The sequence below is a fragment of the Pseudogemmobacter hezensis genome (assembly GCF_013155295.1).
Classification (GTDB): Bacteria; Pseudomonadota; Alphaproteobacteria; order Rhodobacterales; family Rhodobacteraceae; genus Pseudogemmobacter; species Pseudogemmobacter hezensis.
The window spans coordinates 365,314-388,977 of the sequence record NZ_JABJXT010000001.1 but is presented as its reverse complement, the minus strand read 5'-3'; the positions used below and the strand labels follow the sequence as shown (position 1 = coordinate 388,977).

Sequence of the window (23,664 nt, the reverse complement as noted above, 5' to 3'; positions counted from 1 at the left end):
CCCGTCAGCGAGAATTGGAGAGGCAAAGGATGACCCGGCAGGAACAGGCGCAGGTTCTGGCATTGCAGGCGCTGGCCTGGCTGGCGGCAGATGAGGACAGGATCAGCCCCTTTCTGGCCCAAAGCGGTATCGGCGCGGATGAGCTGCGCCAGCGTGCGGGCGAGAATGAGGTCCTGGCCGCAGTCCTCGACTTCCTGCTGAGCGACGAGCCCCTTTTGCTTGATTTCGCGGCCAGCGCCGATCAGCGGCCAGAGGCGGTGATGCTGGCGCGGGGGGCCTTGCCGGGGGGCGAGATGCCAAACTGGACCTGAGGTCGGGCGCAGGCTTTGCCTGGTCGCGGCCAGGGCAGCGCGGGCTTGCCGCCCCGGCAATGAATATGCAGCGACCCGGCACAGGTGGCGCGGGGCCGTAAACCACAAAACAGGACGAACCATGATCGACGCGCTGCTATTTGACAAAGACGGCACCCTGTTTGACTTTCGCAAAAGCTGGGGCGCCTGGGCGGGCGGTTTTCTGTCAGGCCTGGCGCAGGATGCGGATCATGGCGCCCGGCTGGCGGCGGCCGTGGGCTATCTGCCGGACACGAATGATTTCCTGCCCGACAGCCCGGTGATCGCGGCGACGGCTGCGGATATTGCGGCGGCGCTGCAGCCTCATCTCGGGGCGGTGACGCTGGCAGAGCTGACACAGCGCATCAACCAGGCGGCAGCGACGGCCGCTATGGCCGAGGCCGTGCCGCTGGTGCCTTTGTTCACCGCTTTGCGGGGGCGGGGGCTGAAGCTGGGCGTGGTGACCAATGATTCAGAGCGCCCCGCCCAGGCCCATATCGCAGCGCATGGGCTGACGGATCTTCTGGATTTCGTTGCAGGCTATGACAGCGGTTATGGGGCAAAGCCCGGGCCGGGCATGCTGAACGCCTTTGTGGCGCAGCAGGGTCTGCAGCCTGGCCGGGTGGCGATGATCGGCGACTCGCTGCATGATCTTGAGGCGGGTCGGGCTGCGGGGATGATCCGGGTCGCGGTTCTGACCGGGATCGCAACCAGGGATGATCTGGCCCCGCATGCCGATGTGGTGCTGGCCGATATCGGTGGCTTGCCCGCCTGGCTGGATGGGCTGAAGGGGTGATCTGAGGGCGGGCCCCCTCTGCAGAGGGGCCTGCCAGCAAAGTGGTTTGTCCCCAGATGGGCCTGTCTCTGCCCGGCCCGTCTGCGAAGTCGCTCAGAACCGCCAGCGGCTGAGGGTATCCCCCCCGACCCGGCGCGAGGATAGCAGCCGCAGGCGCGGCGCATCGGCCAGCGCCTGCAGCCCCAGCGGCCCAAGCGCCGCCCGGCCATCCGCGCCGATCAGCGCCCCGGCGGCAAAGACCGCCAGCTCATCCACCAGGCCCGCGCGGATCAGCGCTGCCGCGAGGGCACCGCCGCCCTCGCAGAAAATCCGGGTCAGGCCCTCGGCCGCCAGCGCCCGCAAGGCGGCATCAAGGTTGAGATGCGCATCCGCCGAAGGGCAGGGGATCAGCTTCGCCCCGCGTGCCGTCCAGGCTGCGCGCGCCTCATCCGGTGCATGGTCGCCATGAACCAGCCAGACCGGGGCCTCATGCGCCGAGGTGCCAAGGCGGCTTTGGGCGCTATGGGTCAGGCCGCTGTCGATCACCAGGCGAACGGGCTGGCGCACCGCCCCCATATCGCGCACCCGCAGATCGGGGTCATCGGCGCGGGCGGTGCCTGATCCCACCATCACCGCGTCATGCTGCATCCGCATCGCATGCACGGCGCGGCGGGCATCCGGCCCGGTGATCCAGCGGCTTTCACCGCTGGCGGTGGCGATCCGCCCGTCAAGGGTGGTGGCCAGTTTCAGGGTGACAAAAGGCAGGCCCCGGGTCACCCGTTTCAGAAAGCCAGCCGCGATTTCAGAGGCTTCATCGGCCAGAACGCCCTCGGTCACGGCAATGCCTGCCTGGCGCAGGATCGCATGGCCGCGCCCGGCCACCCGCGGGTCAGGGTCGGTGATCGCGGTGACGACACGGGCGACGCCCGCGGCCACCAGGGCCTCGGCGCAGGGGCTGGTCTTGCCGTGATGGGCGCAGGGTTCAAGCGTGACACAGGCGGTCGCGCCGCGTGCGGCCGCGCCCGCCTCGGCCAGGGCCACGCGCTCGGCATGGGGGCGACCGCCGGGCTGAGTGGTGCCGCGCCCGACGATGCGCCCGTCTTTCACCAGCACGCAACCGACCGAAGGGTTGGGCCAGCATGTGCCATTGCCCCGCGCAGCAAGGCGCAGGGCATGGGCCATATGGGTCTGATCGTCGACTGTCATGATCGCTCCGGTTTCTGGTGCGGCGGAGTTTTCAGCCCGCCGTTTCAGCCACCGTTTCGGTCACCGTTTCCGTCTGGCGGAGATTATTCCTCGGCTTTGTCGGTTGCGGGCCGCAGCTCGCTGACAAAGCGGTCGAAATCACCGGCAGCCTGGAAGTTTTTGTAAACGCTGGCAAAGCGAACATAGGCGACCGTGTCGATCCTGGCGAGGGACTCCATGACGATTTCCCCGATGGTGCGCGAGGGAATATCGGTCTCGCCCATCGATTCCAGCCGTCGCACGATGCCCGAGATCATCTGGTCGATGCGTTCGGGATCGATGGGGCGCTTTTGCATCGAGATACGGATCGAGCGCTCCAGCTTGTCGCGGTCGAAATCTTCGCGTTTGCCATTGGATTTCACGACCACCAGGTCGCGCAGCTGCACGCGTTCATAGGTGGTAAAACGCCCGCCACAGGCGGGGCAGAAACGGCGACGACGGATCGAAACGTGATCTTCGGCGGGACGCGAGTCCTTCACCTGGGTGTCGATATTGCCGCAGAATGGGCAGCGCATGGCGCCCTCCTTGCTTGTTGTTATGTCCTGCCTCAAGACCGGGTGTTCCCCCCGGTTCATTGAGCTGACTATAGGCACCACCACCGGATGAAGAGAAAGGGAAAAAATTAACCACCGGATATTGTGTGGCCTGGGTGTGGCCGCGAGGACTCAAACGCGGGCGGAAAGCCAGGGGATCTGCTGTGAAATCGGGCAGAGGTTTCGTGCGGGGGCTACTGACTGCGGTGAAGCGGCTGGGATACCCGGGGGTGCTGGCCTTCCTTGTCAGCGCCGCGTCGCTGGCATAGGCACAGGCGCATGGCTTTATGGATCCCGATCACACTTGCAGGTGCATTCCTGCAGAACCTGCGCTCTGTGGCGCAAAAACATCTGAAATCTGCGATGGGAACGACGGGGGCGACCTTTGTCCGCTTTGGCTTTGGTCTGCCGGTGGCGATCCTGTTTCTCGTTTTGCTGCGCTGGCGGGCAGAGGCACCGGTACCGGATCTGCAGCCTGCCTTCTATGGCTGGGTGACGCTGGGGGGGCTGGCGCAGATCGCGGGGACTTTCGCGCTGATCCATGTGTTTTCGTTCCGAAATTTCGCAGTAGGAACCGCCTGGTCGCGGACCGAGCCTGCCCAGGCGGCGCTTTTTGGGCTGTTGTTTCTGGGGGACCGGGTGTCAGCCGGGGGGCTGGCGGCGATTTTGATCAGCGTGCTGGGCGTGATGCTGATCTCGGTTGCCCATGTTCAGGCCGGGTGGCGCGCCACCCTGACATCGGTGTTCCAGCGCAATGCGCTGATCGGCCTTGGCTCAGGCATGATGTTCGGGGTCTCGGCGGTGTCTTATCGGGCGGCGTCAACATCGGTGGGCGGGCCGGATTTCCTGACCCAGGCGGCGGTGACGCTGGTTGCGACGCTGTGTTTGCAGGTGCTGGTGATGGGGGCATGGATGCTCTGGCGCGAGCGTGGTGAGTTTGCACGGATTGCGCGGGCGTGGAAGGTCTCGCTCTTTGCAGGCGTCTGCGGGGCGAGCGCTTCGTTTTGCTGGTTTGCGGCGATGACATTGCAAAGCGCGGCGATGGTGAAGGCATTGGGGCAGGTGGAAATGTTGTTCACTTTTGCGGCGACGGTGTTTTTCTTCCGGGAGAAAATCACCTGGCGTGAGGCGCTTGGATGCCTGCTGATCACCGCTGGTATTCTGGTGCTTTTGTTCTTCGGCTGATCGGAAGGCTGCGGTCACGCAAAGAGCGCGACCGGGAAGGGGGGGGGGGGGGGGGGGGGGGCCGCCCCCCCCCCCCCCCCCCCCCCTCCCCGCCGCCCGCCGAAGGCGGGCGGCCAGCGCCCCTGATCTGCGTCAGCGGGGGTGCAGGTCACAGCGGTTTCAGGTCAGAGCGGTTTCAGGCCGGCCTCGATCCGTTCGCGCTTGCCCTCAAGGAAGGGGGGCAGTGACAGGCGTTCCCCCAGGCTCTCCAGCGGCTCGTCAACGGTGAAGCCGGGCGTGTCCGAGGCGATCTCGAACAGGTTTCCACCCGGTTCGCGGAAATAGAGGCTGCGGAAGTAATAGCGCTCTACCTCACCCGAAGAGGGGATCCGAAACTCCCTCAGCCGTGCTGCCCAATCGGCGATCCCCTGTGTATCCGGCGTGCGGAAGGCCACGTGATGCACCGCGCCCGCCCCCTGACGCGCCACCGGCAGGCCAGGCTGGACCGCCACATGCAACTCGGCCGCCGGCCCCCCTGGGCCCATGCTGAACACATGCACCGCCCCCTCGCCATCGGGGCTGGCATAGCTGCCGCTTTCGCGCATGTTCAGCACCTGCTCCAGCACCGCCTTGGTCGGCGCGAGATCCGCGACCGAGATCGTGATCGGCCCCAGCCCCCGGATCTGATGCGCGGCAGCCACCGGGCTTTTCGCCCAGGGGTTCGGCTCACCGGGCTGATCGGCGGTCAGGCGAAAGCGCTGGCCCTCTGGATCCTCGAAGTCGAGGCTGACACGGCCATCGGTCTCCTGGATCGCGCCGGTCTCCAGGCCCTGACCCCGCAGCCGTGCGGCCCAGAAATCAAAGCTGTCAGCCGCGATCCGCAGCCCGGTGCGGCTGATCGAATAGGTGCCGCGCCGCTCGCGTCCGACGGGCCAGTCGAAGAAGGTCAGATCGGTGCCAGGGCTGGCCAGCCCATCGGCATAGAACAGGTGATAGGCCGAGGTATCGTCCTGGTTCACGGTTTTCTTGACCAGCCGCAGCCCCAGCGTCTCAGTATAGAACCGTTTGTTTTCAGGGGCATTGGCGGTGATTGCGGTCAGGTGGTGGATGCCACCCAGCGTCAGTTCAGAAGAGTTTGCCATGATCGGCCTCCTTTCGTTGTCCTGAATATGCGCCCCGAATGTGTTTCCTTCCAGCAAGGCATTGCCTGACCCTGCGTTCGCACTTTACGAACGCTGCCAGAGCGATCACAGTCGCGCCATGCATTACTCTCTCGATGAAATCGACACTTTCCTGACCGTGATGGAGCTGGGCACCGTCACGGCCGCTGCGGCGCGGCTGAACCTTTCGAAATCGGTGGTCTCGAAGCGGCTAAGCGATCTGGAAACCGGGCTGGGTGCCGCGCTTTTTCGCCGCAATGCCGGGCGCATCATCCCGACCGAGGCCGCCGGGCGGCTGGCCGAGCGCTTTCGCCCCGCCCTGGCAGAGCTGCGTCAGGCGGCGGAATCGGCGGCATGGGGGGGCATGTCGGGGGATGGCGCCAGCGCAGAGGGGCTGCGCGGTACGCTTGCCATCGCCGCGCCCATGACCTTTGGCACTCTGCATCTGACGCCGCTGATTGCCGATTTCGCAAAGGCGCATCCGGGGCTTGAGATCCGCGTCGATTATGACGACCGGGCGCGGGATCTGGCGCGTGAGGGCTTTGACCTCTCGATCCGCATCGGGTTGCAGACCGGCTCGGCGCTGATGTCGCGCAAGCTTTGCGAGGATCGCTCGCTGGTCTGTGCCAGCCCGGATTTCCTGGCGCAGCACGGCAGGCCCGCGCGGGTGCAGGATCTCAGCGGCCAGCCGGTGATCGGTTACAGCCATATCCCGAATGCCGAGCTGTGGCAGCTGCAGGAGAACGGCCGCCTGATCGCACCCGCGGTGGCCGAGCGGATCAGCGTCAACAATGGCGAGGCGATGCGTGATCTGGCGGTGGCGGGCCTGGGCTTTGCGATGCTGCCGGGCTTTATCGCCGCGCCCGCCTTGCGCTCTGGTGCGCTGGTGCATCTGCTGGGGGACTGCGGAACACGGGGGCTGCCGGTGATGGCGCTTTGGCCGCCGGTGCAGCCGATGCCGTTGAAATTGCGCCGCTTTATCGACCATCTGGCCGAGGCCTTCGGGCGCGGTGCGCCCTGGCTGCAGGATGTGGAAAAAGGCCCCGGCCTTTGACGGACCGGGGCCTTTTGAAATGCGGGTGCCGTTCCTGGCTCAGCTTTCCAGCCAGGCCTTTGCAAGGCCCAGATCCTCTGCCGCCAGCTCATGCCCGGCGGAAAGCGTCTCGGTGCTGACCCCGGCACCGGCAGCGCGCAGGGCGGCCTCAAGCGGCGGGGCCATGCTGGCAAAGGGGTCGCGCGCCCCGTTCAGCATCAGCACATTCGCCGGCGCGGGTGTGGCCGAAGGGGCCTCATTCAGCGCCTGAACCGCCCGCAAAAGGATCGCGCGTTGCACCAGACCCGGCTGCAGCTGCATCACCGCGCCCAGCAGATTGGCCCCGTTGGAATAGCCCAGGAAGGAAAGGCGGGCCGGATCAATGCCATAGCCGCCGACCGCGCCCTCGACAAAGCCCGCGAAAGCCTCGGCCTCGGCCCGCACATCCGCCTGGTCATAGGTGGTCGCGTCAAAGCGGCGGAACCAGCGGTTGATCCCTTCCTCGGTCGAGCGTCCGCGCACCCCCAAAAGCACCGCCCTGGGCGCGATCTTATGGGCCAGCGGCATCAGGTCGGTCTCATTGCCGCCGGTGCCGTGTAAAAGGATGATGGTCGAGCCATCGGGATCCTCGGGGCGGTGAAAGCGGTGGATGAAGGGCAGATCACGCATCGGAAACCTCTCTTCGCCCGGGCGGGCGAACTGGGGCAGCATGATCCGCAGATCATCTGCACGCGCCGCATCGCCCTCGGGCACGAAAAGGATGCGCCCAAGCTGGTCTGCGGCTTCATCGACGCCCATGCCGGGGCCGTCGGTGGCATATTCGATCAGGCTGCCACCGGGTTCGCGGACATAAAGCGACAGGAAATATTTGCGGTCATGCACATGGGTCGGGCCGTGGTCTTTCAGCGAAAGCCGCATCTCACGCAGGGCATCCGCATCTGCCGCGCGAAACGCGACGTGATCGGCCACACCTGCGCCGGGGATAGAGGGCACAAAGCCCGAAACCCCAAGGATATCAACGACATCCGTGTCAGATTGCAGCCGGATCGTGGCACCTTCGCGGGCGATCTCGTGATAGCCAAAGCGGGTGACGAAAGCCGCCGTGCCATCCGCATCCGCCGTCAGCAGTGTCACCGCCTGCAGCCTAGTGGGGGCGGCGGTGGGGTGATCTGCATCTTCGGGCAGATCGGTCCCCACCAGTTTCACCACCATCCCGTCAGGATCTTTCAGCCGCAAAACCGGCTGGCCAAACTCACGCGAGGGGCCCTCGACCTTCAGGCGAGCCGACAGCGCCTTTGTCAGCCAGTCGCCGATCGAGGCGGCAGGAACCGCAAAGCTGAACTCTGAGACCTGGCCCAGCCCGGTGCGCCCGCGCCCGGCCCCCTCCCACACCAGGAAGGTGGCAAGGCTGCCGGGGTCGCCCTTGGGGTTGCCGTAGATCAGGTGCAGCTGCTCGGCATCCTCATAGCCGCCCGTTTGTTTCACGAGGCTCAGGCCAAGAAAGCCCATGTAGAAATCGACATTGGCCTGGACGTTGGCGGTGATGCCGGTGACATGATGGATGCCGGTCGTCATGATGCTGCTCCTTTTTGGGGCGATGCCCGTGTTTGGGGCGATGCCTGTGTTTGGGGCGATGCCCGTGGTCGTCTGTGGTGGCCGGATTACTTTCCGGCCTCACGGGCGAGGATGGTTTGCACGCTTTGATCAGCCGCCAGCCGATCATGCAGCGCCTGCACATGGGGGTAATCCGTCAGGCCATTTGGCAATTTGCCCCGCGCCCAGCGGATCATCGGGAAGGAATAGGCGTCGATCACCGAGCGCCCGCCGTCAAGGAACCACTCCCGCCCGGCCATATGGTCGTTGAGGATGGCGAATTTCTTCCGGACCTGCGCGATGGCGGCGTCAAAAACGGCGGCTTTGGCAGCATCCGACGGGTCGGTCGTATAGCGGTCGGGCATGAACACCGGCCAGAAGGCGGCATGGACATCCGAGGTCAGGAAGGCCGACCATTTATGCGTCTCGGCCCGGGCACGGATGCTGTCGCCACCGCCGAGGCCCGCCTCGGGGTGTTTGTTCGCCAGATACTCCAGGATCGCGCCCGCCTGGGTCAGCACCCAGCCGTCATCCTCTTGCAAAACCGGCACCGCGCCCGTCGGGTTCACCGCCAGGATCTCGGGCGAGCCCGAGGTGACGCGCACCGCCTCATAGGGTTTGCCGATCCATTCCAGCACGATATGCGGCGCCAGCGAGCATGCGCCCTGTTTGAAGAAAAGCTTTGTCATCATTGCCTCCTGTCGGATTCTCTGACCGACCATATGGCAATTCAGGGCGCGGGGGGCAGCCCCTTTCGCGGCAATGCCGCGTTCTGGAATAGCGAACGGCGTGGGTTGTGTCGTCAGTCCCGCGCGTCTGGGTTGAGTGGTGCAACCTGCGGCAGATAGGTGCGGGCGATCTTGCGCGAAAAGCTTTTCAGACCAGCGCCGGGGCCGGCCAGAAAGGCCTCGATCAGGGCGGCGTCATGTTTGGACAGATCGCGCAGCCAGCTGCCCACGGCCTTTTGCATGAACCAGTCGCTTTCGCTGACATAGCCCGCCGCCCAGGCCAGCACGCGCGTGCGGATCTCCTGGTCCTGGGGTTTGGGGTTGTTCATCCGCGTCCAGGGCAGGGTGAAGGTCAGCGTGGCGCGGCGGGCCCAGATCAGCGGCGATTTCGTCCAGGCCTCAACCTCATCCAGGCGGGCGGGATCTGCGATCAGCCTGCGGCCTGCGGCATCGGCAACCTGGTCGGCGATCTCTGCGCCGTCAAACTGCGCCACCCAGGAGGTGATCAGCGCCCAGACACCGTCATCGGGGCGGATGCGGGCCTGGACCAGCAGTTTCGCCGCCGCGATCCGCGCCTCATGGATATTGCTTTGCCACAGGTCTGAGGCCAGGGCGAGGCGCTGGTCCAGATCCAGCCCCTCGCGCCATTCCTTTGCCAGTTCGGTCAGGCGCGGCACCGCGATGCCCAGATACTCGCGCTGAACTTTATGGGCATGGGCCGCCTCGGCGGCGCGGGCCGGATCGGCCTCACTCTGCAGCTGGTCAAGGGCAGAGGCGAGGGATACGGCATGCGTCATCGGGGGCTCCGGCTGAGGGGTCGCGCCCGCTATAGCGCGGGGGCGGGACAAGAGCCAGAGCGGGGACGGGGCGTTCAGACCCCGTGCTGGCGGGCCAGATCAAGGATCCATTCATCAAGGAAGGCATCCATCCTTGGTCCCGGCTGGCGTTTGTGCAGGGTCTGGGCCAGCGGGTCGGGGGCGTGGATAGGGCTGCCCGACAGCTCTTCGATCACCGCATGGCCGCAGAAGGGCACATGAACCTCGGAATAGCCGCCCTCATGGCTGAGGACCAGCCGCCCGCCGCACAGATCCCGCGCCGCCTCTTTCACCATCCGGGTCAGCTGGCGGAAGGTTTCAGAGGTGGCGAACATCCGTCCCAGCGGATCCACCCCCGAGGCGTCAAAGCCGCAGGCGACCAGGATCACATCGGGGCGGAAGGCGCGGATTTTCGGCAAGACGACGCGCTCTGTCAGGGCCAGATAGGCCAGATGCCCGGCGCCGGGCGGCAAGGGCAGATTGACGTTATAGCCAAGCCCCGCGCCCCGGCCCTGATCGTCCGCATCGCCGGTGTCGAGCGGGTAGTTGTGCTCCTGGTGGATCGAGATCGTCAGGACATCGGGGTCTTCGTAATAGATCGCCTCGGTGCCATTGCCATGATGGACATCCCAGTCCAGCACCACGAAACGCTGGGCGAGGCCCTCGGCGCGGGCGGCCTCGATGGCGACGGCGATGTTGTTGATCAGGCAAAACCCATTCGGCCAGTCGGGCAGCGCGTGATGGCCGGGCGGGCGCGACAGCGCATAGGCATTGTCGAGGTCACCGCGCAACACGGCCCGCAGCGCAGCGGTGGTCAGCCCGGCGGAAAGCGCCGCGATCTCATAGCCGCCAGGGCCAAAGGGGGTGCGCAGACCCAACTCGCCGCCCTTGTCGTCTGAGGCGGCGCGAAAGGCATCCAGATAGCTTTGCGGATGGACCCGGGCCAGCTCAGTGTCGCTGGCGGCAGGGGCGCTGCGATGGTCAAGCGTGGCCAGCAGCCCGGTGACCTCTAACAGGTTTTTCAGCCGCCGCTTGGTTTCGGGGTTTTCCGGCAGGCCGCCAAAGGTCGGCTGCACCAGCCCGCCCACCGGCAGCGTCAGCGCATAATTGCCGCCGCCATGCCAGAAGCAGCGCTCGTCTGAGAAAAATCCGGTCGTCATCTGGGGCCTCCTGTCTTGCGGGCCCAGTTGGGCTGGCCCATAGCCCGGGGGCAAGCGGAAAATAGCCGCGCGGATTGAATGGGGGGAATGATGGCTTTGCCAGATCTGAGCGCATTGGCGGTGCCGGGGGCCGAGATTGCGGTGCGGGTAACCCCGAATGCGCGGCGCGAGGCGCTGGATGTGGGCGAGGCAGGTCAGCCGCTGCGCATCAGCGTGACCGTGGTGCCCGAGGATGGCCGCGCCACCCAGGCCGCCCGCGATCTGCTGGCCCAGGCGATGGGGGTGGCCAAGACGCGGCTGGTGCTGGTCCGGGGCGCGAAATCACGCGACAAGCTGTTTCGGCTGGATTGAGCGGCCGGGGCTGGGCGGTCAGGGTTGGGCGACCAGGCCGAGATCGGGGCAGGGTATCGGGGGCGGGCGCGCGCTGGCGATGCCAGGGCGGATCAGGCCTTTGGCGGGCGGCGCTCGATCCGGTAGCTGCCCTCGGGCAGATCCAGGGCGGCGGCCAGATCGGCGATCTGCGCGTTTGAAAGCGTGATGCGCAAAACCTCATCGGTTTCGGGATCGGTCTGCTCTACCGTCACGCATTCCTCAAAGGCGGTGATGGTGACATCGCTGACCAGCGGCATGCCATCGCCGCCCTCATCAATCAGGGTGACAACGGTTGCGTCAAATTCGTGCTCGATGGTGAACATGGGCCGAGGCTAGCGCAGCGCCCTGCATCCGGCAATGGGGCTTTGCACCCTCAAAGGCCACGCGGCTGACGTGGGGGCGTCGGCACGGAGGGACAAGTCGACGGAGGCACAGTCGGCGGGAGAGCAGTCGACGGGAGAGCAGTCGACGGGGCACAGTAGCGGCGCGCACAATGAGAGGGGCACCGCCAGGCTGTCACAATGAGGACAATGCCGCCAATACGCCCTTTCCGTTCGGGGAAGGAAGCTGGTAAGGCTGTTGCTGATCCTTATGAAATTCCGGCGCCATGGTTTGTAATCCTTTCATCGTTTCTGACCCGGCCCCTTGTTCTGCGCTGCGGCCTGTCCGGATGCGGCGGCCTGCCGTTCTGGCCATGCTGATGGCGGCGGCGGTTGCGCTGTCGGGCTGTGTGGTGCCGGCGGTCTATCCGACCGGCACGCCCGGCCAGGTGGTCCGCCAGGAGGTGCTGACCTCGACCGGGCAGCCGCTGGCTGCGAATGACCCGATCCTGACTGTTGCCTCGCGTATGACCCCCGTCGTCACCCAAACCTGCCGCGAGCAGCTGCGGCGCGGCAATTGCAACTTCCTGATCGCCGTTGATGAGGACCGCTCGCAGCCCGCAAACGCTTTCCAGACGCTGGATGATCGTGGCCGCCCGGTGATCGTTTTCACCCGCAGCCTGCTGGATCTGTCGCGCAACGCCGATGAACTGGCCTTCGTGCTGGGCCATGAGGCGGCGCATCACATCGCAGGCCATATCCCGCGCCGTCAGGATCAGGCGATGACCGGGGCGATTGTGGTGGGCATTCTGGGCCAGTCGGCGGGCCTGACCGGGGAAGAGCTGAAACGCGCCCAGGAGATTGGCGCAGGCCTTGCCGCCCAGCATTATTCCAAAGAGTTCGAGCTTGAGGCCGATGCCCTTGGGGCCGAGATGGCCTGGCGCGGCGGCTATGACGCGCTGCGCGGCGCGAATTTCTTCACCCGCCTGCCGGATCCCGGGGATCGGGTGATGGGCAGCCATCCCGCCAATGCCGAGCGTCTTGCGGTGGTTCGCGCCACGCTGAAACGGCTGCAGAGCGCCCCATCCCAGGCTGCCCCATCCCAGGCTGCCCCATCCCAGGCTGCCCCGTGACAGATCTGCCGGGTGGGGGATTTACGGTCGCCGATGTGATCCGTGACCGCGGCTCGCGCTATGCGGTTTCGGGCGGGCAGGTGGCCGACAAGGCAGCGGCGCTTGCCTTTCTGACGGCGCTGAAACGCGACAAGAAATTCGCCAAAGCCACGCATAATTCCTGGGCGGCGGATACGCTGGCGGATGGGCCTTTGCGCAATGATGACGGCGAAAGCGGCGCGGCGGCGATCATCCTGCGCATGCTGGAGCGCGAGGGGCTGAAAGACCACATCATCGTCGTCACCCGCTGGTATGGCGGCGTGCATCTGGGTGGCGACCGCTTTTCCCATGTCACCGCCTGCGTGCGGGCCTGGCTTGAGGCGCGACGGGCGGCCTCTGACAGTGCCGCTCGCGGGCGCTGATATATCGCTCAGATATATCGTTCAGACCTAGTATATCGCTCAGACCTGGCGGCCCCAGAGGTCGTATTCACCGGCCTCATCGACCTCGACGGTGACGATGTCGCCGGGGGCGAGGCCCTCGAAATTCTCATCGATGAAAAGGTTGCCGTCGATTTCCGGCGCGTCGGCTTTGGTGCGGCAGGTCGCGCCATCCGCGTCGACCTCATCGACGATCACCTCGATGCGGGTGCCGACTTTTGCTGCCAGTTTCGCCTCGGATATCGCCTGGGCCTTCTCCATGAAACGGGCGAAGCGCTCTTCTTTCACCTCATCGGGCACGTGATCGGGCAAAGCGGCAGAACGTGCGCCTTTGACATTTTCATAGCGGAAGGCGCCGACGCGATCCAGCTGCGCCTCATCCATCCAGTCCAGCAGGGTCTGGAATTCTTCCTCTGTCTCGCCGGGGTAGCCGACGATAAAGGTCGAGCGCAGCACGATATCGGGGCAGGCCGCCCGCCAGGCCGCGATTTCGTCCAATGTCCGCGAGGCGGCGGCAGGCCGCGCCATGCGCTTGAGCACCTCGGGGTGGGCGTGCTGGAAGGGGATGTCGAGATAGGGCAGGATCAGCCCCTCTGCCATCGCCGGGATCAGATCGCGCACATGGGGGTAGGGGTAGACGTAATGCATCCGCACCCAGGCCCCGAGTGAGCCCAGATCCCGCGCCAGCGACAGGATCGGGAATTTCTCATCCCGGCCCTTCCAGTCGGTGCCATAGGCCGAGGTGTCCTGGCTGATCACCAGCAGTTCCTTCACGCCCGCCTCGACCAGCTTTTCTGCCTCACGCAGAACGGCTTTGGCGGGGCGCGACTGCAGCTTGCCGCGCATGTCGGGGATGATGCAGAATTTGCATTTGTGATCGCAACCCTCTGATATCTTGAGATAAGAGAAGTGGCGCGGCGTCAGGCGAATGCCGCTTGCGGGCAGAAGGTCGATGAAGGGATCGGGCGCGGGCGGCACCACGCCATGCACGGCGTCCAGCACCTGCTCATATTGATGCGGGCCGGTCACCGCCATCACTTTGGGATGCGCCCCGGTGATATATTCGGGCTCGGCCCCTAAGCAGCCGGTGACGATCACCCGGCCATTTTCGCGCAAAGCCTCGCCGATCGCATCAAGGCTTTCGGCCTTGGCGCTGTCAAGGAAACCGCAGGTGTTCACGATCACCGCATCCGCGCCCTTGTAATCGGGCGAAATCGCATAGCCCTCGGCCCGCAGGCGGGTCAGGATCCGCTCTGAATCCACCAGCGCCTTGGGACAGCCAAGCGAGACCATGCCAATCGTCGGCTGCCCCTCACGGCGGGCCATTTCGGGCACGGTTGCGCGGGCAAGATCGGGGCGGATAAGGGGCGGATTTTGCGACATGCGCGGGCATATAGGGGATTCCCGCCCGCCGCGATAGAGGAAAGACGCGGGCCGTTGCCGGGCTTTGATGGGCCGCAGGGGCTGCGCTGCACCCCGCTCCCGGCAATTTGATGCCTTCGGCGGCGGGATCGGCGTGCTCTTGCTTGTCGGCGGAACCCCTGGTCTTTTAGATTCGTTGCCAGAGCAGAAGAACAAAAGCAGGAGGCGGTGATGCGCTATATCTGGCGGGGCCTGGCGGCGATTATGGTGGTTATTGTGCTGCTGATCGCGGTGGTGCTGATGATCCCGGCAGAGCGGATCGCCCGGCTGGCGGCGGATCAGTTCGAGAAGGCCACCGGCCGCGCCATGCGTATCGAGGGCGAAATCTCGCCGCGGTTCTGGCCCGTTCTGGGGATCAAAACCGGACCCGTCACCATCGCCAATGCACCCTGGTCGGTCACCGAGGGGCCGATGTTCACCGCTGAAAGCATGACGATCGAGGTCAATGCCTCGGCACTTTTCGGTGGCGATATCAAAGTGCTGGGCCTGAACTCGCAGCGGCCCCGCATCCTGCTGGAGCGCAGCAAATCCGGTGAGGCGAATTGGGAGTTCACGCCCGCAGGCAGCACCGCTGCCAGCCCGGCTGCAGCAACGGATGCCGCCGCCCCGGCCAGCGGCGGCCTGACGCGCTTCACGCTTGAGCGCGGCCTGATTGAGGGCGGCACGTTTCGCTATATCGACCATGCCAGCGGCCAGGATCTGACATTCGACAATCTTAATGCCGAACTGGCGATCCCCGATTTCACCGGGCCCTTCACCTTGCAGGCAAGCGGGGTAAGCCATGGCCAGAAGGTGACGCTGGCGCTGCAGGGCGGGCTTTTCCAGGCCTTTGCCGAAGGCCGCGTCTCGCCTTTAAGCCTGACCATGGCGACGGGGGCCGCGCAGGTGAATTTTGAGGGGCGCGGCGGCTGGAACCCGATGGCGGCCGAAGGGGTGCTGCAGGCCGATCTTGGCGACCTTGCGGCTCTGGGCGCGGCGGCGGGCGTGCAGATCTCGCCCCCGCCTGAGGGGTTTGGCGCCCGCAAGCTGACGGTTAACGGCCAGGTGGTGCTGGATGCCAAAGGCGCGGCCTATCTGCGTGACGCAAAGATCGAGGCCGACAACAATGTAATCCTTGGCGATATGGATTTCAGCCCTGGCGCGGCGCGGCCGAAACTCTCGGGCAATCTGCGGGCCAGCACGCTCGATCTGCGCGGCCTTTCGGGGGAAAGCGCCGGCGAAGAGCGCCCCGGCGGCAGCGGTGGCGGCATGCAGGCGGCGGGCTGGCCGAAAGAGCGGATCGATGTCTCGGCGCTTGGGCTGATGGATGCAAACCTCAGCCTTGCGGTGGGGGCGGTTGATCTGGGCCTGGTGAAATTCGGCCAGACGCAGCTGATGCTGACCATCGACCGGGCGCGCGCGGTCTTTGATCTGCGCGAGCTGGCGGCCTATGGCGGCGCGATCAGGGGCGAGTTTGTCGTCAATGGCCGCGGTGGCCTGTCGGTCGGGGGCAACCTGGTGCTGGCGGGCCTCGATTCCGGGCCGCTGATGATGGATCTGGCCGGCTGGGACCGTCTGACCACCCGTGCCGGGATGACGCTGAAATTCCTGGGCGTTGGCAATTCGATTGATGAGATCATGCAAAGCCTGCAGGGCGATGGCACGCTGACGCTGGGCAAGGGCGAGATCCGGGGCCTCGATATCGCGGGGATGCTGCGCAATCTCGACATCTCTTATGTGGGCGAGGGGCAGCGGACGGTCTTTGACGGCATCGCAGGCACCTTCACGATTGCAGATGGCAATCTGACCACCAGCGATCTGCGCCTTGTCGCCCCCTATGTCACCGCAGATGGTGCAGGGCGGATCGGGCTGGGGGCGCGGGATCTGGATCTGCGCCTGCGCCCGACCGCTTTCCCGGGCACCGACAGCAGCGGGGCCGCAACCGGCGGCGTGATGGTGCCGCTGCGGATCACCGGGCCCTGGGCCGATCTGAAATACCGCCTCGATCTTGAGACCATCGCCCGCGAGAAGATGGAGGCCGAGGCAAAGGCCGCAGCAGAGCGTCTGCGCCTGCAGGCCAAAGAGGCCGAAGACCGCGCCAAAGCCGATCTTGAGGCAAAGCTGAAATCGGAACTGGGCGTTGAGGCGGGGGCGAATGAAAGCCTGGAAGATGCCGCCAAACGCCGCGCCCGTGAGGCGGTGTCAAAAGAGGCGGGCCGCCTGCTTGAGGGCCTGCTGGGCGGCAACTGAGGCCCTGGTGGGCAGGCTGTCTGGCCTGTCCGATTCGCGAATCGACCAGGCCTGGTTGCAGGCTGGAAATGGCATCCCGGGCAGCCTGCCACGCAAGATGAGTCGCGGCGGGCGGGCCATTCTGGGGGGCATGCCGGGGCGGGTGTGGCTGAGGAAAAACCAGGTCCCTGCAGCGCCGGGTTCCGCGCATAAAATGATGGGTTTTGATGGCTGAGAAAGCCGCCATGCGATGCAGGCGGCGAAAGCGGATCTGCCCGGTGTCAGGGCCTGACACCCAAGGCCGGTTCGCATGAGATGTTTCGAAAGCCGCTGCAGCACCAGCTGCGAAGCGTTTTTCCAAGTCACTGATTTTTCTGGGAGATCAGACAGAAGTGGCAGCCCGTAGGGGAGTCGAACCCCTCTTTTCAGGTTGAAAACCTGACGTCCTAACCGATAGACGAACGGGCCACTCTTTCTGTGAAGCGGTGTCTAATGCTGTGCCAAAGGATGCGCAAGAGGAAAAATAACAAAATCTTCAATCAGCTGTCGCGGCATCATCAAGACGCAGCTGAACCCGTGATTTTCCGCCCCAATTGTTCACCTCCAGCCGCCCCGCCAGGTGGAAAAGACGGTGCCCGCCTGCGGCCAGCGCCTGGCCCATCGGCGTATCGGCGGCACCAAAGGCCATCGCTTCGATTCCCGCGCCCGCGCCGCGCAGGGTCAGCTTCAGATGCGATTCTCCAATGCGTCTGGCCTGCACGGGCACCGCGGGAATCACGAAACGCGGGGCAGGGGCCGAGGCACCGAAGGGCCCGGCGGCGGCGATCTGCTCGATAAAGGCGACGGATGCGGCCTCGGGCAAAACGATGCTGTCGATTCGCAGATCATCGGGGCCAGAGGCACCGGCCCCCTGGCGGGCCAGCAGTTCTTCCAGCCGCGCCATTGCCGGGGCCAGCATGGCGCGGGTCAGGCTGAGGCCGGCCGCCATCTTATGGCCGCCACCCTTTTCCAAAAGCCCCTCGGCGGCCAGACGGTGCACCGCCGCGCCAAGATCGACCCCCGCGACCGAGCGGGCCGAGCCTTTGCCCTGGTCGCCGTCAAAGCCGATTACCACCGCAGGCCGCCCCGTGGCCTCTTTCAGGCGTGCGGCCACGATACCGACGACGCCGGGATGCCAGCCATCGCCCGCAGCCCAGGCCAGCGCCCCCCCGGTGCCATGGGCCTCGGCCTGGGCCAGGGCCTCTTCGCGCACGCGTTCGGTGATTTCGCGGCGCTCAGAGTTCAGCTCGTCCAGGCGTTTGGCGAGGCGGGCGGCCTCGGCCTCATCTGCGGTGGCCAGCAGGCGCGCGCCCAGATCCGCCGCGCCGATACGGCCACCGGCATTGATGCGCGGCCCCAGCACGAAGCCCAGCGAATAGGCGGTCGGGGCCTGATCCATGCGCGAGACATCGGCAAGGGCGCGCAGGCCCACCCGCTCGCGCCGGGCCATCACCTTCAGTCCCTGGCGCACGAAGGCGCGGTTCACGCCGATCAGCGGCGCGACATCGGCGACGGTGGCCAGCGCCACCAGATCCAGCAGCGCCATGAGGTCTGGGCCTTTCGTGCCCGCCTCGCGCAGCTGGCGGCCCGCCTCGACCAGCATCAGAAAGACCACCGCAGCGGCGCAGAGATGGGCGAGGCTGCCATCCTCATCCTGGCGGTTCGGGTTCACCACCGCCAGCGCCTCGGGCAGGGTTTCGCCGCCCAGGTGGTGGTCGAGAATGACCACATCGGCGGGTTTTGCAGCGGCAACCGGCTCATGGCTCAGGGTGCCGCAATCGACGCAGATGATAAGGCTGTGATCGCGCGCCAGCGCCTGCATGGCGGGCACATTCGGGCCATAGCCCTCATCAATGCGGTCGGGGATGTAAAGCGTGGCCTGATGCCCCATCTCGCGCAGCCAGGTCAACAAAAGCGCCGCTGATGAGCCGCCATCGACATCATAATCGGCGAAGATGGCGATCTTCTCGCGCCGCTGCAGCGCGGTCAGAAAGCGGGCGGCGGCCTTTTGCATATCGCGCAGGCTGTGCGGGTCGGGCAGCAGGTCGCGCAGCTGCGGGGTCAGGAAGGCGCTGGCCTGATCGGCGCTGACGCCCCTGGCGGTCAGGATGCGGCACAGGGGCAGCGGCAGGCGGGTTTGCTGGCCCATCGCCTCAGAGAGGCGCTCTTGCGCGGCGTCAGGCCCGATCCAGCGACGCCCGGTGAGTGAGCTGTCGATACCAAGAAATGCTGAAGAATTTGACATGCGACATGGCTGGCCGAAATCGCTGCCAGGTGCAAGGTTATTTGCGGCAGGGCCAGCGGGGCAGGCAGATCGGCGGCAGGGCAGATCGGCGGCAGGGCAGATCGGCGGCAGGGCAGGCTGAAAGCGGGGCCGGGCTGAAAGCGGGTCAGGCGGCAATCAGGCCGGGCGTCAGTCAGGCCGGGCCCCAGTCAGATCCGATAAGCATCAGGCCCGCTAACCATCTGGCCCGCTAGCAATCAGGCCAGATGGGCGCGGAAGGCCTGGGCGACCTGTTCATAGACCGCACGTTTGAACGGCACGATCGAGGCCACCATTTCATCCGCGCGAATCCAGCACCAGGACGAAAACTCAGGGTGTTCGGTGGCGATATTGATCTGATCGTCCTCGCCCAGATAGCGCAGCAGGAACCATTTCTGGCGCTGGCCGCGATATTTGCCGCCCCAGACTTTGCCGATCAGCTCATCTGGCAGATCATAGGTCAGCCAGTCGTCTGTTTTCGCTATCTTTTCAACAAGATCGGCAGTAACGCCGGTCTCTTCCCACAATTCGCGCAGGGCGGCGTCTTTGGGCTTTTCGCCCTCATCAATGCCGCCCTGAGGCATTTGCCAGGCCAGTTTGCCTGCGGGGCTGGTTGCCCGGCCCCCATCAATGCGCTGCCCGGCAAAGACCAGCCCGTCGTGGTTCACCAAAACCACGCCGACACAGGGGCGGTAGGGAAGGTCTTTGCCGTTGTTCATTGAAATTACTCGTTTTTCAGCGTGTTGAGGCCTTTGAGGATGTCGACCGCATAGGCCAGCTGATAATCCTCATCGCGCAGTTTCGCGGTTTCCTCGGCGGCTTCCTGCTCTTCGAGATAGAGCTTTTTCTCGTCCTCGGTCATCGAGTCATTCGAGATCGCGCCGCGCAGACCGGCCTCGGTGCGGGGTTTGACGGCCGATTTCGGCTCTTCCGCCGGGGTGTCGGCCGAGGGCATGGCCCGGGGCGGCTGTTGCACCACGATATCGGGCGAGATGCCCAGCGTCTGGATCGAACGGCCCGAGGGCGTGTAATAGCGCGCCGTCGTCAGGCGCATCGCGCCATCGCCACGCAGCGGGATCAGCGACTGGACAGAGCCTTTGCCAAAACTCTTGGTGCCGACGACCACGGCGCGATGCTGGTCCTGCAGCGCGCCCGCCACGATTTCCGAGGCCGAGGCCGAACCGCCATTGATCAGCACCACGATGGGCTTTCCTTTGGCCAGATCGCCGGGCTGTGCGTTGTAACGCTCGCCATCCTCGGGGTTGCGGCCACGGGTCGAGACGATTTCGCCCGAATCGAGGAATGCATCCGAGACCGAGATCGCCTCGTTCAGCAGGCCGCCGGGGTTGTTCCTCAGGTCGATCACCACGCCTTCGATATTGTCGATGCCGCCCAGCTCTTCGATGCCTTTGGCAAGCGCCTCTTTCACGCCGATGGTGGTCTGATCGTTGAAGGTGGTCACGCGCAGCACGACGGCCTTGCCGACGGTGCGGCCCTTGACGGCGTCCATCTTGATCGTTTCGCGGATGATCGAGACGTCAAAGGGCTGGTCGGTGCCCTGGCGGGCCACGGTGATGATGATTTCCGAGCCAACCGGGCCGCGCATCAGATCGACGGCCTGGTTCAGCGTCAGCCCGAGGATCGACTCGCCGTTCACATGGGTGATGTAGTCGCCCGCCAGGATCCCGGCCTTGTCGGCAGGGGTGCCATCCATCGGCGAGATGACCTTCACGAAGCCCTCTTCCTGCGTCACCTCGATGCCCAGGCCACCAAATTCGCCCCGGGTTGCCACCTGCATATCCTCAAAATCTTTCGCCGAAAGATATGAGGAATGCGGATCAAGCGAGGTCAGCATGCCATTGATCGCCGCCTCGACCAGCTTATCGGTCTCAACGGGTTCGACATATTGCGCGCGGACGCGGTCGAAGATGGTTCCGAACAGATCCAGCTGCTCATAGACCGAGCTGTCACGGCTCGCCTGTTCGGCAATCAGTGGGCCGACCTGGGCCGTCAGGGCGATTCCAGCGATTGCACCGCTCGCAGCGGCAAGCACGAGTTTCTTCATAAGGACCTCAGTCTCCTGTCGAGGCGGTGGCGGCGAACCATTCGGTCGGATCAACCGCAGTGGCGCCCATTCTCAGTTCCAAGTAAAGCGTTTCCGGCGCGTCTGCGCCAGCCCCGCTGTTCGTCAGTGGCGGTTGAACCTCTGGCTCTGATGCCAGGGCGCTGCCATCAGGGCCGCCCATCAGCCCCAGAGGGGCGCCGGTTGCGACCACTTCGCCCACATTTCCATAAACGGTTCCCAGCCCGCCCAGAACCAGAAGATAGCCGTCGCCCAGCTCGAGGATGATCACATTTCCGTAGTCGAGCAGCGGGCCGAGATAGCGGATGGTGCCAGGCCAGGGCGCGGTGACCAGGGCGCGGGGCCGGGTGGCCAGGGTCATGCCGGGGCGGCGCACATCGGCTGCATCGGCCTCATCGGGGCGGCGGATCATATGGCCGACCACCGGCAGCGGCAGCTGCCCCATGCTGGAGGCAAAGGGCCGGGGCGAGGCGCTGTCGGTCGAGCTGGCGATCAGGCCGGCGGCAAAACTGTCCAGCGTATCGGCGCTTTCGAGCAGGCCGCGCAGCACGCCGGGGTCTTCGGTAAAGCGTTTGGGCAGTTCGGTCCGATCTGAGATCGCCTTTGACAGTGCCGTGCGGGCGGCCTGGGCGGCGGCCAGCCCGTCGGTCAGATGCCGCCCCGCCGAGATTTGCAGCGCCCGCAGATCGGCCAGTTCCTGCAGTTCCGCCCGCAGCTGATCGGCCTCGGCCTGGATCAGGGGGGTGACCTCGGCCAAAAGCATCCCGGAACGCGCGGTGCCAACGGGCCCCGAGGGGTGCAACAGCAGCAAAGGCCCCTGGCTTTGTTCCATTTTCGCCAGGACCGAGACCAGCTGGCCCACCCGGTCGCGTTTGGCGTTGAAGCGCAGTTTCAGCACCTCTTCGCGCAATTCCGCCTGGCGCAGTGCCTCGCGCAGGGCGGCGAGCCCCTCTTCATAGGCGCGAACGGTCTGGGTCAGGGCGGCGACCTGGGCGCGGCCCGTGCTGGCCTCTTCCATCGCGCTGACCGCCTCACGCAGCTGGGCTGAGGCGCGGGCGGCCTGGTCTGAAACTGTTCCCTCAGCGGTGGGCGCCTCAGAGGCTGCGTTTTCTGCCGGGGCGGTCTCGGCCGTCTCTGCCGCTGCCTCCTGACTATGGGATTGCAGCGGCGCGAAAGACAGCGCCAGCGCAAGGCCATACAGGGGCAGGCCACAAAGAGGCAGGCCGTAAAGCGAGAGGGGGCGGGGTGGCATCAGCGCTCAGATCACGATCAGGCTTTCGCCGGTCATCTCGGGTGGCTTTTCCAGCCCCATCAGATCCAGCAGTGTCGGCGCAAGATCTGCCAGCCTGCCGCCCGGGCGCAGATGCGCACCGCGCGGCCCGCCGACCAGGATCACCGGAACCGGGTTCAGCGTATGGGCGGTATGGGGCTGGTGGGTGACCGGATCGGTCATCACATCGCAATTGCCGTGATCGGCGCAGATCACCATCGCGCCGCCCGCACGCTCCAGCGCGGCCAGCGCAGCGGTCAGCCCCTGATCGACCGCCTCACAGGCCTTGACCGCTGCCTCGATCTTGCCGGTATGGCCGACCATATCGGGGTTGGCGTAATTCACCACGATCAGATCATAGCCCGCCTCGATCGCACCCACGAATTTCGCGGTGACCTCGGGGGCGGACATTTCGGGCTGCAGGTCATAGGTCGCCACTTTTGGCGATTTTGGCATGAAACGGTCCTCGCCTGCGAAAGGCTCTTCGCGCCCGCCGTTCAGGAAGAAGGTCACATGGGGGTATTTCTCGGTCTCGGCCAGGCGGAACTGGGTCTTGCCCTGTTTCGCCACCCATTCGCCCAGCGTGTTCACGATATCCTGTTTCGGAAACATCGTGGTCATATAGCCGTTATGGGCCTCGGAATAATCGACCATGCCAAGGCGGGCGACCAGCTGCGGGCGGGGGCCGGGGTCGAAGCCGTCGAAATCAGGCTGGCCGATGGCGGCAAGGATCTCACGCGCCCGGTCGGCGCGGAAGTTCAGGAAGAACAGCCCGTCGCCGTCTTTCATGCCAGGGTAATCGCCGATCACGGTGGCGGGGATGAATTCATCGGTGACACCTGCGGCATAGGCCTGGGCGATGGCCTGGCCTGCGCTGTCGGCAACAGCGCCCTTGCCGTGGACCATGGCCTCATAGGCTGTCGCCACCCGCTCCCAGCGGTTGTCGCGGTCCATGGCGAAATAGCGCCCGGTCACGGTGACGATGCTGGCGCCGGGGGGCAGGGCGGCCTCGATTGCGGCGATCTGGGCGGCGGCGGATGAGGGGGCCACGTCTCGCCCGTCGGTGATCGCATGGATCACCACCTTCACGCCCTCAGCCGCGATGATCTTCGCCGCCTCGATCAGATGCGCCTGATGGGCATGCACCCCCCCGGGCGAGCACAGGCCCGCCAGATGCGCGACCCCGCCAGAGGCCTCAACCGCGGCGATGAACTGGCGCAGCGCCGGCACGGCGGCGAAAGAGCCATCTTCAATGGCCAGGTCGATCTGGCCCAGATCCATCGCCACCACCCGGCCTGCGCCGATATTGGTGTGGCCCACCTCTGAATTGCCCATCTGCCCGGTGGGCAGGCCGACATCGGGGCCATAGGTGATCAGCGTCGCATTGGGGCGGCTGGCCATCAGGGCGCGGAAGGTCGGGATATTGGCCTGGGCGGGGGCCGAGGTTGCCGGGTCGGGCCCGATCCCCCATCCGTCCAGGATACAAAGAACGACGGGTTTGGGAGCAGACATGCGCGACCTCTCAGGCATTACTGGCCAGAGTTTTACGCCCGCCCCAGGCCCGGGGCAACCGCTGAAACCGCGCTAGCCCGCGCGCTCA

The 23,664-nt window shown here is 65.6% G+C and carries 22 protein-coding genes and 1 tRNA gene; 8 read left to right on the top strand and 15 right to left on the bottom strand.

What is annotated here, in order from left to right:
• Positions 1-29: 29 nt before the first annotated feature.
• A complete protein-coding gene (locus tag HOY34_RS01710) occupies positions 30-311 on the top strand; it encodes a DUF3572 domain-containing protein (protein WP_172359563.1) in 282 nt (93 codons plus the stop codon).
• Positions 312-432: 121 nt separating this feature from the next.
• Positions 433-1,125, top strand: coding sequence for an HAD family hydrolase (locus HOY34_RS01705; protein WP_172359562.1), 693 nt, complete (start codon positions 433-435; stop codon positions 1,123-1,125).
• A 93-nt stretch (positions 1,126-1,218) separates the two neighbouring features.
• Here HOY34_RS01705 and ribD read toward each other — a convergent pair whose 3' ends face one another.
• Positions 1,219-2,310 (bottom strand): bifunctional diaminohydroxyphosphoribosylaminopyrimidine deaminase/5-amino-6-(5-phosphoribosylamino)uracil reductase RibD, encoded by a 1,092-nt coding sequence (gene ribD / locus HOY34_RS01700; RefSeq protein WP_301538875.1) that lies wholly within the window; start codon positions 2,308-2,310, stop codon positions 1,219-1,221.
• 83 nt (positions 2,311-2,393) lie between these two features.
• Positions 2,394-2,864 (bottom strand): transcriptional regulator NrdR, encoded by a 471-nt coding sequence (nrdR, locus tag HOY34_RS01695; protein ID WP_172359561.1) that lies wholly within the window; start codon positions 2,862-2,864, stop codon positions 2,394-2,396.
• Between the two features lie 297 nt (positions 2,865-3,161).
• On the opposite strand from nrdR, the gene HOY34_RS01690 reads away from it, so the two are divergent.
• Complete coding sequence (locus tag HOY34_RS01690) at positions 3,162-4,067, top strand: EamA family transporter (RefSeq protein ID WP_172359560.1); 906 nt, start codon at positions 3,162-3,164, stop codon at positions 4,065-4,067.
• A gap of 164 nt (positions 4,068-4,231) precedes the next feature.
• On the opposite strand, the gene HOY34_RS01685 is transcribed toward HOY34_RS01690, so the two are convergent.
• Positions 4,232-5,170: a ring-cleaving dioxygenase gene (locus HOY34_RS01685; protein WP_172359659.1), complete on the bottom strand. Its 939-nt coding sequence runs from the start codon at positions 5,168-5,170 to the stop codon at positions 4,232-4,234.
• A 136-nt stretch (positions 5,171-5,306) separates the two neighbouring features.
• On the opposite strand from HOY34_RS01685, the gene HOY34_RS01680 reads away from it, so the two are divergent.
• Complete coding sequence (locus HOY34_RS01680; RefSeq protein ID WP_172359559.1) at positions 5,307-6,260, top strand: LysR family transcriptional regulator; 954 nt, start codon at positions 5,307-5,309, stop codon at positions 6,258-6,260.
• A 39-nt stretch (positions 6,261-6,299) separates the two neighbouring features.
• On the opposite strand, the gene HOY34_RS01675 is transcribed toward HOY34_RS01680, so the two are convergent.
• The 4 genes from HOY34_RS01675 to HOY34_RS01660 all read right to left on the bottom strand — a co-directional run bounded on the left by HOY34_RS01675 (position 6,300) and on the right by HOY34_RS01660 (position 10,535).
• Entirely contained in the window at positions 6,300-7,814 is a 1,515-nt protein-coding gene (locus HOY34_RS01675) for a VOC family protein (protein WP_172359558.1), read from the bottom strand.
• A gap of 86 nt (positions 7,815-7,900) precedes the next feature.
• Complete coding sequence (locus tag HOY34_RS01670) at positions 7,901-8,521, bottom strand: glutathione S-transferase family protein (protein WP_172359557.1); 621 nt, start codon at positions 8,519-8,521, stop codon at positions 7,901-7,903.
• A gap of 113 nt (positions 8,522-8,634) precedes the next feature.
• Positions 8,635-9,357, bottom strand: coding sequence for a DNA alkylation repair protein (locus HOY34_RS01665; RefSeq protein WP_172359556.1), 723 nt, complete (start codon positions 9,355-9,357; stop codon positions 8,635-8,637).
• Positions 9,358-9,431: 74 nt separating this feature from the next.
• Positions 9,432-10,535 carry a class II histone deacetylase gene (locus HOY34_RS01660; protein WP_172359555.1) on the bottom strand — a complete coding sequence of 368 codons (1,104 nt, stop codon included), beginning with the start codon at positions 10,533-10,535 and terminating at the stop codon, positions 9,432-9,434.
• A gap of 90 nt (positions 10,536-10,625) precedes the next feature.
• Between HOY34_RS01660 and HOY34_RS01655 the strand changes: the two genes are divergently transcribed.
• Entirely contained in the window at positions 10,626-10,886 is a 261-nt protein-coding gene (locus tag HOY34_RS01655) for a DUF167 domain-containing protein (RefSeq protein WP_172359658.1), read from the top strand.
• 92 nt (positions 10,887-10,978) lie between these two features.
• Here HOY34_RS01655 and HOY34_RS01650 read toward each other — a convergent pair whose 3' ends face one another.
• Positions 10,979-11,230 (bottom strand): DUF8831 family protein, encoded by a 252-nt coding sequence (locus HOY34_RS01650; RefSeq protein WP_172359554.1) that lies wholly within the window; start codon positions 11,228-11,230, stop codon positions 10,979-10,981.
• Between the two features lie 347 nt (positions 11,231-11,577).
• Here HOY34_RS01650 and HOY34_RS01645 point away from each other — a divergent pair, with 347 nt between their 5' ends.
• A complete protein-coding gene (locus HOY34_RS01645; RefSeq protein ID WP_172359553.1) occupies positions 11,578-12,360 on the top strand; it encodes a M48 family metallopeptidase in 783 nt (260 codons plus the stop codon).
• Complete coding sequence (locus tag HOY34_RS01640) at positions 12,357-12,761, top strand: YigZ family protein (protein WP_366926893.1); 405 nt, start codon at positions 12,357-12,359, stop codon at positions 12,759-12,761. Before HOY34_RS01645 ends, HOY34_RS01640 begins: the two co-directional genes overlap by 4 nt.
• 39 nt (positions 12,762-12,800) lie before the next feature.
• Here HOY34_RS01640 and rimO read toward each other — a convergent pair whose 3' ends face one another.
• Positions 12,801-14,162, bottom strand: a complete 1,362-nt coding sequence (rimO, locus tag HOY34_RS01635) for a 30S ribosomal protein S12 methylthiotransferase RimO (protein WP_172359552.1) — start codon at positions 14,160-14,162, stop codon at positions 12,801-12,803.
• Between the two features lie 210 nt (positions 14,163-14,372).
• Here rimO and HOY34_RS01630 point away from each other — a divergent pair, with 210 nt between their 5' ends.
• A complete protein-coding gene (locus HOY34_RS01630; protein ID WP_172359551.1) occupies positions 14,373-16,430 on the top strand; it encodes an AsmA family protein in 2,058 nt (685 codons plus the stop codon).
• A gap of 372 nt (positions 16,431-16,802) precedes the next feature.
• Here HOY34_RS01630 and HOY34_RS01625 read toward each other — a convergent pair.
• From HOY34_RS01625 to gpmI, 6 genes are all read right to left on the bottom strand, one after another.
• A tRNA-Glu gene (locus HOY34_RS01625) sits at positions 16,803-16,877 on the bottom strand.
• A 67-nt stretch (positions 16,878-16,944) separates the two neighbouring features.
• The gene (recJ, locus tag HOY34_RS01620; protein ID WP_172359550.1) at positions 16,945-18,693 is read right to left on the bottom strand and encodes a single-stranded-DNA-specific exonuclease RecJ; all 1,749 of its coding nucleotides are present in this window, start codon (positions 18,691-18,693) and stop codon (positions 16,945-16,947) included.
• A 236-nt stretch (positions 18,694-18,929) separates the two neighbouring features.
• On the bottom strand, positions 18,930-19,430 hold the full coding sequence (locus HOY34_RS01615) for an RNA pyrophosphohydrolase (RefSeq protein ID WP_172359549.1): 501 nt from the start codon (positions 19,428-19,430) through the stop codon (positions 18,930-18,932).
• A 5-nt stretch (positions 19,431-19,435) separates the two neighbouring features.
• Positions 19,436-20,776 (bottom strand): S41 family peptidase, encoded by a 1,341-nt coding sequence (locus HOY34_RS01610; protein ID WP_172359548.1) that lies wholly within the window; start codon positions 20,774-20,776, stop codon positions 19,436-19,438.
• 7 nt (positions 20,777-20,783) lie between these two features.
• On the bottom strand, positions 20,784-22,046 hold the full coding sequence (locus tag HOY34_RS01605; protein ID WP_172359547.1) for a murein hydrolase activator EnvC family protein: 1,263 nt from the start codon (positions 22,044-22,046) through the stop codon (positions 20,784-20,786).
• Positions 22,047-22,052: 6 nt separating this feature from the next.
• Entirely contained in the window at positions 22,053-23,576 is a 1,524-nt protein-coding gene (gene gpmI, locus HOY34_RS01600) for a 2,3-bisphosphoglycerate-independent phosphoglycerate mutase (RefSeq protein WP_172359546.1), read from the bottom strand.
• Between the last annotated feature and the right edge of the window lie 88 nt (positions 23,577-23,664).